Here is a 16,305-nt window from a genome sequence, read left to right as displayed (position 1 = left end):
ACTCTTTACGCTTCTTCCAGATTGGCTGTGGCGCCCCCAAAGGCGACGCAGCAACCCGTCATGCCTGATGACCATAGCGAGTCGGTCCCACCCCTTCCCATCCCGAACAGGACCGTGAAACGACTCTACGCCGATGATAGTGCGGATTGCCCGTGTGAAAGTAGGTAATCGTCAGGCTTCTTATGCAGTACGTCCAGAACCCCGGCTTCTCCAGAAAGAGAGCCGGGGTTCTGGCGTTTGGGCGTGGGAAAAACACGTAGCCAGAACGCTCAAGCAGGAACAAAAAAACGGCCGTCCCAAGGGACGGCCGTTTTGCCTTCGACATCTGCATTCTTAGCCCTCCCTGTGCGCAATTGCGCTATCTTCTAAAGGCAATTTCAAGACGACATTAAATCGCTTTAAGAATCAGTGAATTAAAATATTTAAATAGCATCAAATTGCTTATTTGTTGAAGTTTCGCAAAATTCCGTCGATATATACTCGTGGGTAGCTTTTTGCTACGAACTTAAAATAACACGTTATACCGACAAGAATCCGGGGAGCTTCCGCGCACGCGTTCGCGTGCAGGAAGCGCGAAACATGCAACGCCGATGGAATGACCACGCGCGCAGAACTGTACTGCGCCATTCATTTTCGCCGCGAAACGACACACGGCGCGTTCACACGCGCCGTAGCCGCACAGCATCTCATCCAGCGCCGCATCTCGCAGCTGCACTCCAATCTCCTGTCGCTTTATTCGCGCGTGCCGTCCTGTGCACGCGCGTCGTCGTTTCAGTTCCTTCTATTACCCAAGGAGTCTCCATGAAGTTGTCCCTGACCTGCGGCGCGGTGCTCGCCGCGGCTGCGATCGCGGCGCTGAGCGGCTGCGCGACGGAGTCGTCGCGTACCTTGCCGGTTCCTCCCGTTGCGAGCGCGCAGCGTCCGCCCGTCGGCCAGCCGGTGAAGATTGCTGTCGGCAAATTCGATAACCGCTCGGCCTATATGCGCGGCATCTTCTCCGATGGCATCGACCGTCTCGGCGGCCAGGCGAAGACCATTCTGATCACGTCGCTGCAGCAAAGCGGCCGTTTCAACGTGCTCGATCGCGACAATCTCGACGAGATTCGTCAGGAAGCCGGCTTCGCGAAGCAAGTCCAGACGATCAAGGGCGCCAACTACGTCATCACGGGCGACGTCACCGAATTCGGCCGCAAGGAAGTCGGCGACCACCAGCTGTTCGGCATTCTCGGCAGCGGCAAGAACCAGATCGCCTACGCGAAGGTGAGCATCAACGTCGTTGATACCACGACGTCGGAAGTGGTCGCCTCGTCGCAAGGCGCGGGTGAATACAGCCTGTCGAATCGCGAAATCATCGGCTTCGGCGGCACCGCGAGCTACGACTCGACGCTCAACGGCAAGGTGCTCGAGCTGGCGATCCAGGAAGCGGTCAATCACCTGGCCGATCAGGTCGACGCGGGCGCGCTGCGCACCGCGCACTGAGCATCCGCATCCACCGATCAAAACAACTACGCATACGGGGTTTAACCATGAAATACATCGGCACGCTTCGGGGATTGTGTCTGCCTGTCACGGCAGCGACGCTGCTGCTCGCGGGCTGCGCGCCCGCCACGCCGCCGCTCTATCAGTGGACCGGCTATCAGCCGGGCGTCTACGACTACCTGAAAGGTCAGAAGTCGCCGCAGGAACAGATCGACGCGCTCGAGAAGTCGCTGCAGGAAATCCGCGCGAAGGGCAACAAGACGCCGCCGGGCTTCCACGCCCAACTGGGCTTGCTGTACGCGAACGTCGGCAACGACACCCAGGCTATGCAGGAATTCGACGCCGAGAAAAATCTCTTTCCCGAGTCGACGACCTACATGGACTTCCTGATGAAGAAACCGAAGCAACAATAAGCGAGCGCACCGACATGTCCCGAATCCTTTCCCTCAAGCTCTGGCTCGCGGTCTCCGTGCTCGCCCTGCTGTCCGCCTGCGCGCAGCCCGTCAAACACGTGGATTACACGGCGTTCAAGAACGCGCGTCCGCGCACGATTCTCGTGCTGCCGCCCGATAACTCGACGACTGACGTGACCGCGTCGGACAGCATGCTCTCGCAGATGACGTTTCCGCTCGCCGAAGCCGGTTACTACGTGATCCCGGTCGCGGTCATGGAGGAGACGTTCAAGCAGAACGGGCTCACGACGCCGGCCGACATCCAGAAGACCTCGCCCGAGAAGCTGCGCGAGATTTTCGGCGCGGACGCGGCCGTGTACGCGACGATCACGCAATACGGCACGAAGTATCGCGTACTCGACAGCGCGACGGTCGTCACGGCATCGGCGAAACTCGTCGATCTGAAGAGCGGCGACGTGCTCTGGCAAGGCAGCGCGAGCGCGAACAGCAACGAAGGCAACAACAACAGCGGCGGCGGTCTGATCGGCATGCTGGTGATGGCGGCCATCAAGCAGGTCGCGAATTCGCTGACCGACAAGAGCCACGATATCGCGGGCGTGACGAGCTATCGTCTGCTGCACGCGGGTCCGCCGACGGGCCTGCTGTACGGTCCGCATTCGCCGAAGTTTGGCACGGACTGAAGCCGTACGCCGCAATCACGCGGCTATAAAGCGGCAATAACGCAGCCGCAAATAAAAAGGCCCGTCACCGAAGTGACGGGCCTTTTTCATTCCGGCGCGCTCAACTGCCGCGCGGCGGAAAAGCGCTTAGCGCTCCAGGAACGGACGCAGCTTGTCGGCGCGGCTCGGGTGCATCAGCTTGCGCATTGCCTTGCTTTCGATCTGGCGGATACGCTCGCGCGTGACGTCGAACTGCTTGCCCACTTCCTCGAGCGTGTGGTCCGAGGTCGTGTCGATGCCGTAGCGCATGCGCAGCACCTTTGCTTCGCGCGGCGAGAGCGCCTTGAGCGCCTCGTCGATCGCAGCGCGCATGTTCGCATGGATCGCGGCGTCGGCCGGCGATGCCGAACCTGCGTCCTCGATCATGTCGCCGAGCGTGGCGTCGCCGTCGTCGCCCACCGGGCTTTCGAGCGAAACCGGCTGCTTGGCGATCTTGAGGATGCCGCGCACCTTCTCTTCGGTCATGCCCATGCGTGCGGCGAGGTCGGCCGGATGCGCTTCCATGCCGGTCTGCTGCAGGATCTCGCGCGAGATGCGGTTCAGCTTGTTGATCGTTTCGATCATGTGCACCGGCACGCGGATCGTACGCGCCTGGTCGGCGAGCGCACGCGTCACGGCCTGGCGCACCCACCACGTGGCGTACGTCGAGAACTTCCAGCCGCGGCGATATTCGAACTTGTCCACCGCCTTCATCAGGCCGATGTTGCCTTCCTGGATCAGGTCGAGGAACTGCATGCCACGGTTCACGTACTTCTTCGCGATCGAGATCACGAGACGCAGGTTGGCCTTGACCATCTCGCCCTTCGCCTGGCGCATCTTCGCTTCAGCGGCCGTCATGCGACGGTTGATCGCCTTGATCTGCTGCAGCGACAGCGAGGCTGCGGCTTCGATTTCGGCGAGCTTGCGCTGTTCGGCCTGAACGGCCGGCAGGCTGCGCTCGAGCGCGGGACCGTACTTCGTCGAGGCGGCGGCTGCGCGCACGCCCCATTCGAGGTCGGTTTCCTTGCCCGGGAACTGTTCGATGAACGTCTCACGCGGCATGCCGCAGCGGTCGACGACGATCGCCAGCACGTTGCGCTCGATTGCGCGGATCGCCGCGACCTGCTCGTGCAGCAGCGTGCACAGGCGGTCGATCGTGCGGGCCGTGAAGCGGATCGGTGCGAGTTCGCTCTGGATGTCGGCGCAGATCTGCATTTCGGCGGCCGTCGCGCGTGCATTGGCGTCGCCGGTGCAGGTCATGGCGTCGAACAGCGTGCGCACGCGCGCGAAGATCGCCAGGCTGTCCGCCTTGAGCTGCGCGAGCAGGGCTTCGTTCGCCTTGGCGTTGTCGGCTTCCGCGTCTTCTTCGCTGTCCGAGTCGTCCGAGTCGTCGTCGTCGCCGGCCTGGGCTTCGACGTCGTCGCTCGAGTCGGCTTCGGCGGCGGGCGCCGGTTCCGCAGCGGCTTCGTCGCTGCCGATGCCGTCGACGAGCTCGTCGATGCGCATTTCGTCGGCCGCGACGCGATCGGCGTCCGCCAGAATGGTCGCGACGATCGACGGGCAAGCCGCGATCGCCTGGATCATTTCCTGGAGGCCGTCTTCGATGCGCTTGGCGACTTCGATTTCGCCGGCACGCGTGAGCAGCTCGCTCGAACCCATTTCGCGCATGTACATGCGCACGGGGTCGGTCGTGCGGCCGAATTCCGAGTCGACCGTCGAGAGCGCGACTTCGACTTCTTCGTCGGCTTCGTCGTCGGCCTGGCGGTCGGCGCGCGAATCTTCGTTCAGCAGCAGCGTGTCGGCGTCGGGCGCCTGCTCGTAGACCTGCACGCCCATGTCGTTAAACGTCGCGACGATGGTTTCCAGCGCGGCCGTCTGCGCGAAGTTGTCGGGCAGGTGGTCGTTGATGTCTGCGTGCGTCAGATAGCCGCGCTCGCGACCGAGCTTGATCAGCGCGCGCATCTGATGCTGGCGCTTTTCGAGTTGCGAGGCGCCGTCCAACGGAGTCGCATCGCCGGTCTTGTCCTTGGAACCGCGGCGGGCGGTGCGGGTAGACGTGGGCGCGTCTTCCCGGTCATGGCTTGTCAATACATTCTCCTCGAAAGGAATTGCCCCACGAGGGCAAAAAGGGTCACGCGCCAGCGGCGTGGCGTCCTGGCGATGACGAAATTGCAGGGGAATGGGCGGGGGCGCGAGGTCCCGCCGAGCGAGCGCCAACACACGACGGCGTGGCGTCCTGGATTTTCGTGCAATGCAGAAAGATCGCGTATGGTAGTGCGTTACGCCATGCGAAGCAACCCGAACGTGGTGTTGGCGCACCGCGCCATAGTCCGCGCCGCCCTTTCGGGGTCGAAGCGCATTCGAAATGGATGAAAGCCGCGTGGGAGACTTCGTTGCCGCATCGCTTTTCTACGTTGGATTTTCCTGTTTGACGTTTCTCTGCGCGTGTGAATTAGACAAGTATCCGGGTTCCCGGTTCTCCGTTTTTCTATCGATGAGCGAAACGGATAGTTGCACGTCGTATCACAATCGCCAGCCGCCGCAATCGTTCCCCGTTAAACCGGTCGCGGCGCTCGCAACCCACACTATATAGAACGTGCTGTGCTCATAACCGTTGACGGGCGCTGATGCCCGTCTTTACGCGTGTTGCGCCCGCCGGTTACGGCGGAAAGGTGTCGTACTGCGGCAGCGTATCGGTGATGTCGTGCCACGGTGCCTTCGAGCCGACAAACAGGTGACCTTGCGGCCGGATCGTGGGCGCGTCGACGAGCGTGCCCATCGTCACGTGGACATACGCGCCTTCGCGCACCACTGAATAGAGCAGCGAGCCGCACTGGCGGCAGCGGATGTCGTGCGCGGCCTGTGGATCGCCGTAGACGAGCACGTCGGCCTGATCGGCTTCCAGACGCAGCTGCGCGCGCTCGATGCCCGCAAACGGCTTGAACGCCGCGCCGGTCGCGCGTCGGCACTGCGAGCAGTGGCAGTTGAAGGCGTAGCCGAATGCGTCGTTCACGCGGTAGCGCACCGCGCCGCACAGGCACTGCCCGCGCAGCGAGGCGTGGGGTTTGGAGGGGGCGATCGTGTTCATGGCACCCTTTGGCAGGTCGGGCGAGCAAACCCGGCGAAACGTTACGGAACAGCGCAAGCCGGCGCGCGAGGCGTGTGTTTCGCGTTTCCCGGTAACGTGCTGTGGCCCAAAGGTTACCGCTTATGGGGCTTTTCGCGCCGAAATACGCCCTGCGACGCGCATCCCAGACGCCACAAGGCCTCCGAAGCCCTGTTGACCGCGAAAAAAACGTACTTTCCGTCAGATTTTGGCGCCGAAGGGGACCATCGACAGGTGACGTCTCCCAAATCCGGTTACCTCAAGCGCACGCCGCGCTCACCCGGGCCGCTCCCGCAGTTCCTTCAAGCCGTTGATCACGACCAGCAGGGCGCGGCCGTGCTCTTCCGAGCCGTCCCACGCCTCGACGATAGCGTTGCGCAGCAGATCGTTATAGGCGCCCGCCTGACGCGCGGCCGCCTTCACACCATAGAAACTGCATAGCTTATTGAATGACGCGCTACGGCGCAGCCTGCGCCCGTTCGAAGCGCGAAGCCGCGAAACGGTAGGCTGGCTGACGCCGGAAAGCCTTGCTATCTCGCTGGATGAGCGGCTATCTGCCGTCAGCCGGCGCAGCAGTTCCTGCACGGGAAAATGAGTGTCTGGGGCTTCCATGTCATGCATTATACCTATACAGTAACGCTTATTGAATTGCTCGCCGAAACTGGCGGGCTGGCTGTATTTCCGAGGATGTCGATGGCGCTCAATCACCTACCCCCCACGTTTTGCTGGTCCAGGATCGGATCGGAGACGGGAGAAGATCTCCCGACGATCGTCCTGCGCAAGGAGTGGGAGCGCAGGCTGGGCGGCGGCCGGTTCCTGTGGGGCATCAATCAGCCGCTCGGCAACAGCGCGCAGGTTGCGGCGTTGCGCACCGGTTCGCTGCTCGCGCTGTTTTCGGCGGCGGCCAGCCGTCCGCGCATGACCGAGCTGCGCCGCGAGGGCGCGCTGGTCTGGAATGCCTGGGTCGATGCGAGCGGGCAGGTGCGTCCGCTGCCGCCGCATGTGTTTGTCACGAGCCGTCTGCGTTTTCCGTCCGGCAAGCCGCGCGATCATCACTACGCGCTGGTGTGCGCGTCGCCGACCGAGCTCACGCTCGGCAGCAGCCTGCGCGTGCAGCCCGAGCGTCTGCGCAGCGTGAGCACGGGCAAGGCGCCGTCGCCGTCGCAGGGCACGGTGGTCGTGGACCGCGCGGAGCGCTCCGGCGCGAAGGCGGCGAACAACGCGGGCGCGGGCGATGGAAAAGCCGCCAAAACCTACGCCGTCGCATTCGGTGTGGAACTGGAAGCGCCGTATTTCGTGCGTCTCGCGCAGCCCACGCGCGTGAAGGCGCGCGACATGGCCGCGCTGCACGACGCCGCGCGCAACGCCGACTTCGACGCCTGGGTCGAGCTCACGCGCCGTCTGCGCAGCGCGCCCGCGCAGCCCGCGCGCGGCGTGACGAGCGATCTGTTCGATCTCGGCGCGAAGGCGCGCGAAGCCGGCGCGCTGCGCGAAGCTGAATTCACGCTCGGCGCGGAAACGTCGCGCTGCCGTATGGAAGCCGCGCAGCCGAACCCGCGCGGCGTCACGCGCGAGCTGTTCGCGCGCGATCTCTTCGATCTGCTGCCCGCCGACTGCGCGCCCGCCCGGCCGCCGCGCGCAGCCCGCAACGACCTGCTGCGCGGCGTGCGCACGCGCACGGTCTCGCGCGGCCCCGCGCAAGGCGACCTGCTGCACGACGTCGCGCAGGGCGATCTGCTGTTTGGCGCCGATCCGGCGCAATCAACAATGGAACTCTTCCATGGCGATACCCACCCATTCGCGCGAGGCCGAAGCCGCCCGACGCTTTCTTGAGGCGAGCCGCAACGTCGACCAGGCGTTCCGCGCCGCGCAGCAGGCCGCGTTCGGCGACCTCGATCCCGCGCGCTCGCACGGCGCGGCGCAGTCGCGTCTGGACTTCGCGCTCGACGAACTCGCACGCGCCGAGGCGCTGTTCGATTCCGTCACGCGCGTGCAGGGGCGGCGGCGCGCGCCCGCATCGTTGGACGCCTGATCGCGCTCGACGCCCATCAGCCGTGAAGCAACGATGACCCGCGAAGCCGCGCAAACCGGCATCGGTCCGATGGCGCTCGTGGCCGTCGAGCAGCGCTTGCCGGCCGAGCGCCGCATCGTCGTCGACGATCTGGCGGCCGCGCTGCTGCCGACACCCGCACGCTGGCTCATTGCGCTGATGGGCACGCGCACCGCGCTTCGGCTCGTCGCGTTGGCCGAGCGTCGTTATCCGGGGCTGTGGGGCGGCATGCTGTGCCGCAAGCGCTTTATCGACGACGCGCTGACGGAAGCGCTCACCGACGCGTCACCGCAAATGGAAGCGTTCGTGAACCTCGGCGCGGGTTTCGACACGCGCGCGTTCCGCCTGCTGCGCGGCACGGGCGTGCCCGCCTGGGAGCTCGATCAGCCGGCGAATATCGACGCCAAACGTCAGCGCCTGTTGCGGCGCTTCGGCAAGCTGCCCGCGAACGTCACGCTCGTGGCCGTCGATTTCGAGCATCTCGCGCTCGACGCGGTATTGGCTGCGCAGGGCTATACGCGCAGCCGCCGCACGTTTTTCGTCTGGGAAGGCGTCACGCAATATCTCGACAGCGCGAGCGTGCACGCGACGTTCGAGATGCTCGGCCGCGCCGCGGCGGGCAGCCGCCTGGCGTTCACATACGTGAGCCGCGATTTTCTGGAAGGAAAAGTGCCGCCGGGGCAGGAGGGTGTGTACCGGCGATTCGTCGCGCCGAGGGCGATCTGGCGATTCGGGATCGATCCCGAGGCGATGCGCGCCTTGCTCGCCGGTTACGGCTGGCGCGTGATCGCGCAGCCGGAGCCCGAGGCGCTGGCGCGCCGTTATATCGCGCCCACCGGCCGCCTGCTGGGCTGCATGCCGATGGAGCGCGTGGTGCTCGCCGAGCGCGTGTAGCTCACGCGGTGCGTCCGGCTGCACACCGTATCCGCCGTCTTACGTCGGCGTAGCGTCCGGCGAAGATGCGGCCAAAGATGCCGCCAAAGGCGCGGACTCCAGCTCGAGCACGGCCGCGACGAGCGGCCAGCGCGCCGCCGCGTCCTGCCAGGCGTCCTGCGCCTGCACGTCGTAGTAGCGATCGGCGTCCACGCCGTCGACGAGCCGCGCGAGCGCGTCGATATCGCTCGGCAGCAGCGGATTGCGGCGCGCGCGCTGCCCGTTCAGCCAGAGTTTCAGCGACATTTACTTGCCCTCCACCCAGACGCCGTCCGGCGTGTGGATCACATAGCCATTCGGCGTCGTCATCGACACGGTGCCTTCGTTCTCGCCCACCATGCGCGTTTGCGGCAGACCGTTCGCGTACTGCGCGAGCGGTTCCGCGCCCGGCGCGAACGGGCTCTTGGCCACCAGATTCGCGAGCAGTTGCGCGAGCGCGAGATAGCTGGTCGGCGTATCGATCGTGACCGGGCCGCCCGCGTGCTCCGTGCCCGCCGGCAAGCCGACGATCTTCACGCCCACCGGCACGTGCACGATGCGCGGCGTCGGAATTTCACGCATGCCCGCGATCTGGTTCTCTTCGCCGCGCAGCGCCGCGCCGTGCTCGGGCACGAACACGATCACGGCCTTGCGGCCCGATTGCGCGACGAGGTCGATCAGCTTGTCGACGTCGCCGAGCAGGGTTTGCAGACGGATCGGATACGACTCCAGGCTCGTGAGCTTGCTGTTGGGCAGGCGGTTGCCGTCGTGCATCGACACCGTGTTGTAGTAGAGCGCGACCGGCCCGCCGCCCGCCGCGAGCCGCTGCTTGTACCAGCGCGCGAGCACATCGTAGTCGTCGACCAGCGGCGAGTTGTCGAACTCCTTCATGAACACGGGCAGGCCGTCGTTCGACGGAATCGTCACGCCCGGCACGCCGATTTCCTTGAGCACGGTGCCGCGGAAGTCGTCGAAACGGCCGTTGTGGTTGAGCAGCGCCTGCGGCGTGTAGCCGGCCTGCGCAAGCTGCGCGAACAGATGGCATTCGGCCGGCGCCGGATCGTAGAGCGCCTTGTGCGCTTCCTGTCCGCAGGTCGCGCGCAGCACGCGGATCGCGGCCGGGCCGCTATAGCTCGCGCCCGAGCTGAAGTTCTGGAAGATGTAGTCGAAGCGCGAGAACAGCGGGTTGTTGCGCGCCTTCACGACGTCCATGTCGTCCCACGAGAGCGAGCAGATATGCACGACGATGATGTCGAACTGCGCGTTGGCGTCCTGCGTGAGCGGCGTGAAATTCACGTGGCGGCCTGCTTCGTTCGCGCGGAACGCCGCGAGCTGCTGATCGTAGGTGCCGGCCTGCTCGTTGCGCGGCTCGTTGGCGTTGCGGCTGTCGCCATCGGCGTTGTCGCCCGAAGCGCTTTGCGCGAACGCGCTGCTGGCGTTCGCGACCAGCGTGCCCGCGCCGTGCCATATCGGCACCACGACGAGCGCGATCAGCACCAGCGTCGTCACGCGAATCCAGCGGTTGATCAGGAAGTAGAGCAGGATGGCCAGCACCGTGCTCACGATCATCTTGAGCGAGACGAGACGCCCGAGCAGTTCGAGCATGTACGACGGCGTGAAGGTCAGCAGCACGGGGATCTGCGAGATCGCGCGGCTGATCGGCGGCCAGCCCGACTCGTGATAGAACAGCGCGATGCCCGCGAGCACCGCGAGCACGTTGCGCGTGATGCGCAGCCAGCGCACATGCAGCGGCACCAGCAGCGCGGCCGCGAACACGATGTTCAGCAGCCACAGCGGGCTGAATGTGCCCAGTGCGTACAGGTACAGCTTGGCGGCGAAGTAGAGATTCCAGAGGCCCATGGTGTGTCGCGTTCCCGCGTTGCGCGGCGTAATGTCGGTCGTGAGGTCGGTCGTGAGTTCGTACGGTCGATCGTGGCCGACGGGGTCGTATCAGGGCTGGCCGGCCGGGTCGCCCCGTCCGGCTCGCCGCCGCGTGAAGATGTTTTCGAGCGCGTCGAAGAAGGCATCGGCCAGACGCAGATAGCCTTGCCAGCTCAGCATGATCAGCTCGACGAGTCCGTTGAGCGGCGCGTCCTCGGGCGGCACGTCTTCCCAGTCGAGCCACGCATCGGCGCGGCCGAACGTGCATTCGACGAGACGCCGCTCGCGCTCGATGCTCATGTCCTCGAAACGCACGCCCAGGCGCCGGTCCGCGAGCCGCGCGACCACCGCCGGAAAGTCGTGCTCCACCGCGCCGCGCGCGAGACACACGCTCACGCGCTCGCCCGCGGCGAGCGTTTCGAGGCCCGAGTCCGGCGGCAGCACGAGGCCGAGACCGCCCATCGAATAGTTCTCGGTCTTGCAGGCGAGCGTGCGGCCGTCGGGCAGCGTGAGCATGGCGGGCACGCGCAGCGGAATGCGGTGCGCCACGCGCACCTGGCGCGCTTCCTTCGCCACGCCCACCGCGAGACCGAGCACCGTGAGATTCACGCCGGCCCAGAACAGGTTCATGAACACGGTCGCCGGCTCCTCGCTCTGCCAGATCGTCAGCCGCGCGAGCCCGGCCAGCACGGCGCACACGTTGATGCCGAGCAGCACCAGATACGGCGTCGAGATCGTCCAGTCGAGATAGTCGTGCTCGATGTGGCCGCCCTTGGACGTCACGTTGAACTTGCCGAGCTTCGGATTGAAGAACGCGATCGTGGTCGGCAGCACGATGTACCACGCGAGCACGCTTTCGTAGGCTTCGGCCCAGAACGAATGGCGATAGCGTCCCTGAATGCGCGAGTTCGCGGTCGCCGAAATCACGAGATAGGGCAGCACGTAGGCGAGGATCACGGGCGCCGGCGTGTTGATCACGTGCAGTCCGAAATACAGGTACGCGCAGGGCATCACGAGGAAGATCAGGCGCGGAATCCCGTAGAAGAAGTGCAGCATGGCGTTGCTGTAGCACATGCGCTGGAAGAACGAGAGACCTTTGCCGAGCCACGGATTGTCGATGCGGAAGATCTGCGTCATGCCGCGCGCCCAGCGGATGCGCTGACCGATGTGGCTCGCGAGGCTTTCGGTCGCGAGGCCCGCCGCCTGCACCGTGCGCAGATACGCCGAGGTGAAGCCGTGTCGATGCAGGCGCAGCGAGGTGTGCGCGTCCTCGGTCACGGTTTCCACAGCAAGGCCGCCGATCGACTCGAGCGGGCCGCGCTTGATGATCGCGCACGAGCCGCAGAAGAAGGTTGCGTCCCAGAAGTCGTTGCCGTCCTGGATCAGGCCGTAGAACAGGCTGCCTTCGTTCGGCACGCGATGGAACGTGTCGAAGTTGCGCTCGAACGGATCGGGCGAGAAGAAGTGGTGCGGCGTCTGCACCATCGCGCATTTCGGATCGGCGAGGAACACGCCCACGGTCGTCTGCAGGAACGAGCGCGTCGGAATGTGATCGCAGTCGAAAATCGCGATCAGCTCGCCGTCGGTGAGCTTGAGCGCGTGGTTGATGTTGCCGGCCTTCGCGTGGTTGTGCTCCTTGCGGCGGATATAGCCCACGCCCACTTCGGCGGCGAAGTCGCGGAATTCGTCGCGGTCGCCGTCGTCGAGGATATAGATGCGCAGCTTGTCGCGCGGCCAGTCGATCGTGCTCGCGGCGAACACGGTCGGGCGCACCACCGACAGCGGCTCGTTGTAGGTCGGAATGTACAGGTCGACGGTCGGCCAGTCGGCGGGATCGTCGGGCAGCGCGCCGGGCTTGCGGCGCAGCGGCCACGCGGTCTGCACATAGCCGAACATCAGCACGACCCACGTGTAGACCTCGGCGGCGAACAGCACGTAGCCGACGATCGCTTCGGCGGGCGTCGTGAGGTGCAGCGTCTGCGTGCTGCGCCACCAGACATAGCGGCCCGTCATGAGGATCGAGAGCATCACCATCAGCATGGTCGCGAGACGCCCCGGCACGCGGCGCGCCAGCATCACCATGAGCCACACGAGGAAGAACAGCAGCACCTGCGAGCCGAGCGGCAGCGGCGTGGTGCAGACCGCCACGGCGGCGATGAAGGCGAACAGAAGCAGGCACTGGCGCAGGAACGGCACGCGGTCGAGCGCTTCGGAGAGCTTTTCGAGGCGCGCGCGGATGCCGTCCCAGTCGACGGCGGGCAGGCGCGCGGCCACGGCGTCGCTCGCACGCGCGGCGCGCCGGTAGAGCGGTTCGAGGCGCTTGTCGAGCCAGACGCGCAAGGCGATGCGGTGCGGATGCGGCTGCTTGTGCAGCTTGCGCAGATCGGCGGCCAGACGACGGCGCGCGCGGCGCGGGCGCAGGAACAGGCGCCAGATCCACGCACCGGCGCTGCGGTCGCCGCCCATGTTCAGGCGCTCGACGATGTCGTTGCCGAGCGTCGTGAAGACGAGCGCGGGCCAGTCGCGCTTGCCGGGGCGCGGCGGACGGAAGAACAGGCGCAGCAGCCACTGGCCGCGCGGCGCGTCGGCGGCGAGGTCGAGCTGCGGCGCGCCTACGCGGCGCACGGTGGACCAGATCGCGGCCCAGAACGCGGTCCACCGCGCCGAGAAAAATGCGGCGATGCGCGCGCGACTCATCGCGCCGCTCCCGTCGCGCGGTCGGGCGGCGCGGGGCGCGCGCCTTCGGGCAGGCCGCCGTGCGTGTCGATGGGCGTGCCGGTCGCCCAGTGCGAGAGCCAAGAGGCGACGCCGTTCAGATCGTGCGCCGCCTGCGAGCCCGGCGAGCCGAGACAGAAGTTCGCGCCGCTTGCGAGCGCGGCGGGAATGCCCGTGTCGGCGTGCACGATGTACGGCAGCATGGCCGCGCCGAGCCGCGCGCGCAGCAAGGCGATCAGATCGGTATGCAGCGGCCGCGCGGGCACCACGGCGTTGGCGACGAAGGCGGTGCGCTTGCCCGCGCGCACCAGCGCGGCGCTCAGGCGCGGCAGCGTCGCGCAGGCGGTGGCGTCGGGCGCGATCACGCCGAGCACGAGGTCGGCGGCGGCGATCGCCTGGCGCGCGTGCGCCGACGGCCACGGCGCGCAGTCGATCAGTGCGATCGCGTTGCCCGGCAGATCGACGCGCGCGAGCAGTCTGCGCAGCCATTGCGGATCGGCATCGAGACGCGACGCGCCGTCGGCAGCGCTTTCGTCGACCTCATGGCCGACCTGATCGGGCGCGCTGCCCCACGGCAGCACGAGCACCTGGTCGTCGCTTTGCAGCGCGGCGCGCGCCCACGTGTCGCCCGACGCGCTCGCGTCGTGCAGATGCGTGACGAGTCCTTCGCGCGCGCTCTCGCGCAGGCCGAAGTGCAGGCCCAGCACGTTGCGCGGATCGCATTCGACGGCGAGCACGGGGTGCGAGCGCGACGCGAGCAGGCTCGCGAGCGCGGCGGTGAAGGTCGTGCGGCCCACGCCGCCGACGGAGGAAACGATGGCGACGGTCTTCATGAGCGCGGCTCCGCGAGCGGAGCGGAGGGGCCGGAGCTGGTGGACACAGCCGGCGTGACAGACTTGGTAGACGAAGCGGCGGACGCCGGCACGGCCGACGGACGGCGCATCGCGACTTCCTTGCGGCGCTTGCCGCGGATCACGAGCGCACCCAGTTGCGGCGGCAGTTCGAGCGGGCGCTGACGCGCCGGTTTGGCCCAGTCGGGCACGAAGCGTCCGAGACGCAGACGCCACGCGAGCCACCAGAGCGGTGCGGCGAGGATCAGCCCCCAGACGAAGTAACCGAAGAAAATATCCATGGCGTTAGCGGTCCTGGGCTTTGAGCGGCAGCGCGGCGCGGCGCGGTTCGGCGCGCGTGGCTTTCGCCCGCGGCGCGCCCTCGGCGGTGGCGGCGGGCGGCGCGTCGTCGAGCACGGGCAGCGCGGGCAGCAGATCGGGGTCCTGCACGGCCTGAGGCGCGGGAGCGGGCGAGGCGGCGGCCGCTGCGGTTGTCGCTGCGGTTGTCACATCGTTCGCGGAAGTCCCGGCCGCCGCCGCCGCAGCGCTCGGCGCCGACGCGGCCCCGCGCGGCGTTTGCGGCGCGTGAATCGCGAGCCAGCCGGAATAATCGGGCGGCGTCTGCGCGTCGATTTCGTCTTCGAGCGTTTCGAGCAGCGCGCCGATCGAATTCGGATCGCCGCAGCGCTGCTCGCCCTGGAACAGCTCCGCGAGCGGATTCTTGAACACGCGCTGCAGCACCGCGTCGGCGTCGCCGAGGCGGCAGGCGAAGAAGAACACGTACAGGCTGTCGCCGGCGGCGGTCGCGATGTCGCCCGCGCGGCGCAACTGACACGCCTTGAGCGCGTCGACGTGCGCGACCTCGGGCATCAGCGCGAGCCGGATCAGCACGCTCGGCAACTGGATCACGCGGCTGCGTTCGACGGCCGCGCGCACCAGCTCGACGAAATGCGCCGCGCCCACGTAGCCGCTTTCCTCGCCGTGCATGACGCCCGCGAGCGCCTGGCGATAGTCGGCGGGCACCGGACGCGAATACACCTGCCCCTGCAGACTGTCGACGATCGCTTCCACCTGCGAGAGCGTGGTGTGACGCGCGATCACGCGGTTCGCGCCCAGATTGAGCATGAGCGACTCGTAGCGCATCGCCACCGCTTCCTCGCGCACGATGATCTTGAGCGCGTTGCCGCATTGCAGCCGAAGCGTGTGGACCTGTTCCGCGAGCGATTCGAGCTGGCGGCTCGTGCCGAAGTCGAGGATCACCGTTGCGGCGACGGCGGTGCGCGAGGCGCCGAGCGCCGCTTCGTTGTCGTCGACGACCTGCCAGGCGGGCGGCAGCACGCGCTCGTTGATCACGGCGTCGCGCGAAACGATCACGCGGCCTTCGTCGGGCGCGAGCAGGCCCACTTCGGTCGCCGTCTGCGCGAAGGTGCCGCCGTCCACGGTCAGACGGTGATCGAGCGCCGAAAAACGCAGCGGCAGCGACTGGCTGCCGAGCACGGCGTCTTCGGAGCGCCAGAACGCCACTTCCCAATGGAACTGGCCCTGCGTTTGCAGCAGTTGCGCCGCGCCCGCGAAGCGCGCCTGGAAGGCGGTCAGCTCGGGATGCGCGTTGTCGTCGCCGAGACCCGGCGGTTCGGCCAGCAGCAGCACGCCGTAACGATGCTGCGCGCACCAGCTCGCGAGCAGCGCGCCCTGGCGCGCGAGCGACGCGGCGTCGTGCCAGTCGAAGAAGGCTTCGGCGCCTTCGAGATAGAACTGGCTCGCGGGCGCGGCGCACTGGTTGGCGAGCGCGTCGAGCGCCTCGATCAGCACCTGCGCGCCGTCGCGGCCTTCGAGCGGCGCGAGCGAGCAGACGTTGGCCCAGTGATGCGTCGAGCCGGGCCGGTCGATGTCGATGCCGCGCTCGCGCAGCATGGCCGCGATGCTCGCGCCGTCGCGCGTGGAGAGCACCGTGGCCGGACCTTCGAGCGCGGCGGCGGCGGTTTCCCAGAACAGCGCGTCGCGCGCGGGCGAGGCGTTCGCATAGACGATGTGCACCTGGCCCGAGCCGAGCGCGGCGAGCGCGGGCGGCAGGCCGTCGATCGCCAGCGGCTCGCGCTGCGACAGGCGCGCGAGCAGCGATTGGCGCGGCGCGCGCGCATCGGCGGCCGGGCTTTGGGGAGCGCGGATAGGCTCGTTCATCGGGTCGCCCGGTTCGCGGAGGCGATGACGGTTCGGGTCG

The 16,305-nt window shown here is 66.9% G+C and carries 14 protein-coding genes, 1 rRNA gene and 1 pseudogene; 7 read left to right on the top strand and 9 right to left on the bottom strand.

Annotated elements, in window-relative coordinates:
* Nucleotides 1–63: 63 nt before the first annotated feature.
* From rrf to BMY06_RS12385, 4 genes are all read left to right on the top strand, one after another.
* Nucleotides 64–177, top strand: a 5S ribosomal RNA gene (rrf, locus tag BMY06_RS12400).
* A 624-nt stretch (nucleotides 178–801) separates the two neighbouring features.
* The gene (locus BMY06_RS12395) at nucleotides 802–1,479 is read left to right on the top strand and encodes a CsgG/HfaB family protein (RefSeq protein ID WP_065064879.1); all 678 of its coding nucleotides are present in this window, start codon (nucleotides 802–804) and stop codon (nucleotides 1,477–1,479) included.
* 47 nt (nucleotides 1,480–1,526) lie between these two features.
* On the top strand, nucleotides 1,527–1,892 hold the full coding sequence (locus tag BMY06_RS12390) for a DUF4810 domain-containing protein (RefSeq protein WP_065064877.1): 366 nt from the start codon (nucleotides 1,527–1,529) through the stop codon (nucleotides 1,890–1,892).
* Nucleotides 1,893–1,906: 14 nt separating this feature from the next.
* Entirely contained in the window at nucleotides 1,907–2,572 is a 666-nt protein-coding gene (locus BMY06_RS12385) for a DUF799 domain-containing protein (RefSeq protein ID WP_065064875.1), read from the top strand.
* A gap of 126 nt (nucleotides 2,573–2,698) precedes the next feature.
* Here the strand turns inward: BMY06_RS12385 and rpoD are convergent, their stop codons facing one another.
* From rpoD to BMY06_RS12370, 3 genes are all read right to left on the bottom strand, one after another.
* Nucleotides 2,699–4,552 carry an RNA polymerase sigma factor RpoD gene (gene rpoD, locus BMY06_RS12380; RefSeq protein ID WP_234775142.1) on the bottom strand — a complete coding sequence of 618 codons (1,854 nt, stop codon included), beginning with the start codon at nucleotides 4,550–4,552 and terminating at the stop codon, nucleotides 2,699–2,701.
* A 697-nt stretch (nucleotides 4,553–5,249) separates the two neighbouring features.
* On the bottom strand, nucleotides 5,250–5,678 hold the full coding sequence (locus tag BMY06_RS12375; RefSeq protein ID WP_074983352.1) for a GFA family protein: 429 nt from the start codon (nucleotides 5,676–5,678) through the stop codon (nucleotides 5,250–5,252).
* Between the two features lie 294 nt (nucleotides 5,679–5,972).
* Nucleotides 5,973–6,308, bottom strand: a complete 336-nt coding sequence (locus BMY06_RS12370; RefSeq protein WP_065064907.1) for a helix-turn-helix domain-containing protein — start codon at nucleotides 6,306–6,308, stop codon at nucleotides 5,973–5,975.
* Nucleotides 6,309–6,389: 81 nt separating this feature from the next.
* Between BMY06_RS12370 and BMY06_RS12365 the strand changes: the two are divergent.
* The 3 genes and pseudogenes from BMY06_RS12365 to BMY06_RS12355 form a co-directional block, all read left to right on the top strand.
* Nucleotides 6,390–7,316 (top strand): annotated as a pseudogene (locus tag BMY06_RS12365) (hypothetical protein); the annotation flags it as partial.
* 160 nt (nucleotides 7,317–7,476) lie between these two features.
* Nucleotides 7,477–7,728, top strand: coding sequence for a hypothetical protein (locus BMY06_RS12360; RefSeq protein ID WP_065064866.1), 252 nt, complete (start codon nucleotides 7,477–7,479; stop codon nucleotides 7,726–7,728).
* A 33-nt stretch (nucleotides 7,729–7,761) separates the two neighbouring features.
* Nucleotides 7,762–8,640: an SAM-dependent methyltransferase gene (locus BMY06_RS12355; RefSeq protein ID WP_074983349.1), complete on the top strand. Its 879-nt coding sequence runs from the start codon at nucleotides 7,762–7,764 to the stop codon at nucleotides 8,638–8,640.
* A gap of 39 nt (nucleotides 8,641–8,679) precedes the next feature.
* Here BMY06_RS12355 and bcsR read toward each other — a convergent pair whose 3' ends face one another.
* From bcsR to bcsE, 6 genes are all read right to left on the bottom strand, one after another.
* Entirely contained in the window at nucleotides 8,680–8,925 is a 246-nt protein-coding gene (gene bcsR / locus BMY06_RS12350) for a BcsR/BcsP family cellulose biosynthesis protein (protein WP_074983347.1), read from the bottom strand.
* Nucleotides 8,926–10,518, bottom strand: coding sequence for a cellulose biosynthesis protein BcsG (gene bcsG / locus BMY06_RS12345; RefSeq protein ID WP_065064860.1), 1,593 nt, complete (start codon nucleotides 10,516–10,518; stop codon nucleotides 8,926–8,928). It abuts the gene before it with no gap.
* A 90-nt stretch (nucleotides 10,519–10,608) separates the two neighbouring features.
* Nucleotides 10,609–13,236, bottom strand: coding sequence for a UDP-forming cellulose synthase catalytic subunit (gene bcsA / locus BMY06_RS12340; protein WP_074983346.1), 2,628 nt, complete (start codon nucleotides 13,234–13,236; stop codon nucleotides 10,609–10,611).
* Nucleotides 13,233–14,087 carry a cellulose biosynthesis protein BcsQ gene (gene bcsQ / locus BMY06_RS12335; RefSeq protein WP_065064856.1) on the bottom strand — a complete coding sequence of 285 codons (855 nt, stop codon included), beginning with the start codon at nucleotides 14,085–14,087 and terminating at the stop codon, nucleotides 13,233–13,235. Before bcsQ ends, bcsA begins: the two co-directional genes overlap by 4 nt.
* Nucleotides 14,084–14,386, bottom strand: a complete 303-nt coding sequence (locus tag BMY06_RS12330; protein WP_074983344.1) for a hypothetical protein — start codon at nucleotides 14,384–14,386, stop codon at nucleotides 14,084–14,086. The genes bcsQ and BMY06_RS12330 overlap by 4 nt, the downstream gene beginning before the upstream one ends.
* 4 nt (nucleotides 14,387–14,390) lie before the next feature.
* Nucleotides 14,391–16,265: a cellulose biosynthesis protein BcsE gene (gene bcsE, locus BMY06_RS12325; RefSeq protein ID WP_074983343.1), complete on the bottom strand. Its 1,875-nt coding sequence runs from the start codon at nucleotides 16,263–16,265 to the stop codon at nucleotides 14,391–14,393.
* Nucleotides 16,266–16,305 lie beyond the last annotated feature (40 nt).

The organism is Paraburkholderia tropica (assembly GCF_900109265.1).
GTDB lineage: Bacteria > Pseudomonadota > Gammaproteobacteria > Burkholderiales > Burkholderiaceae > Paraburkholderia > Paraburkholderia tropica.
Note: the sequence above shows the minus strand (reverse complement) of the source record. Positions and strands in the feature narration are given on the sequence as shown.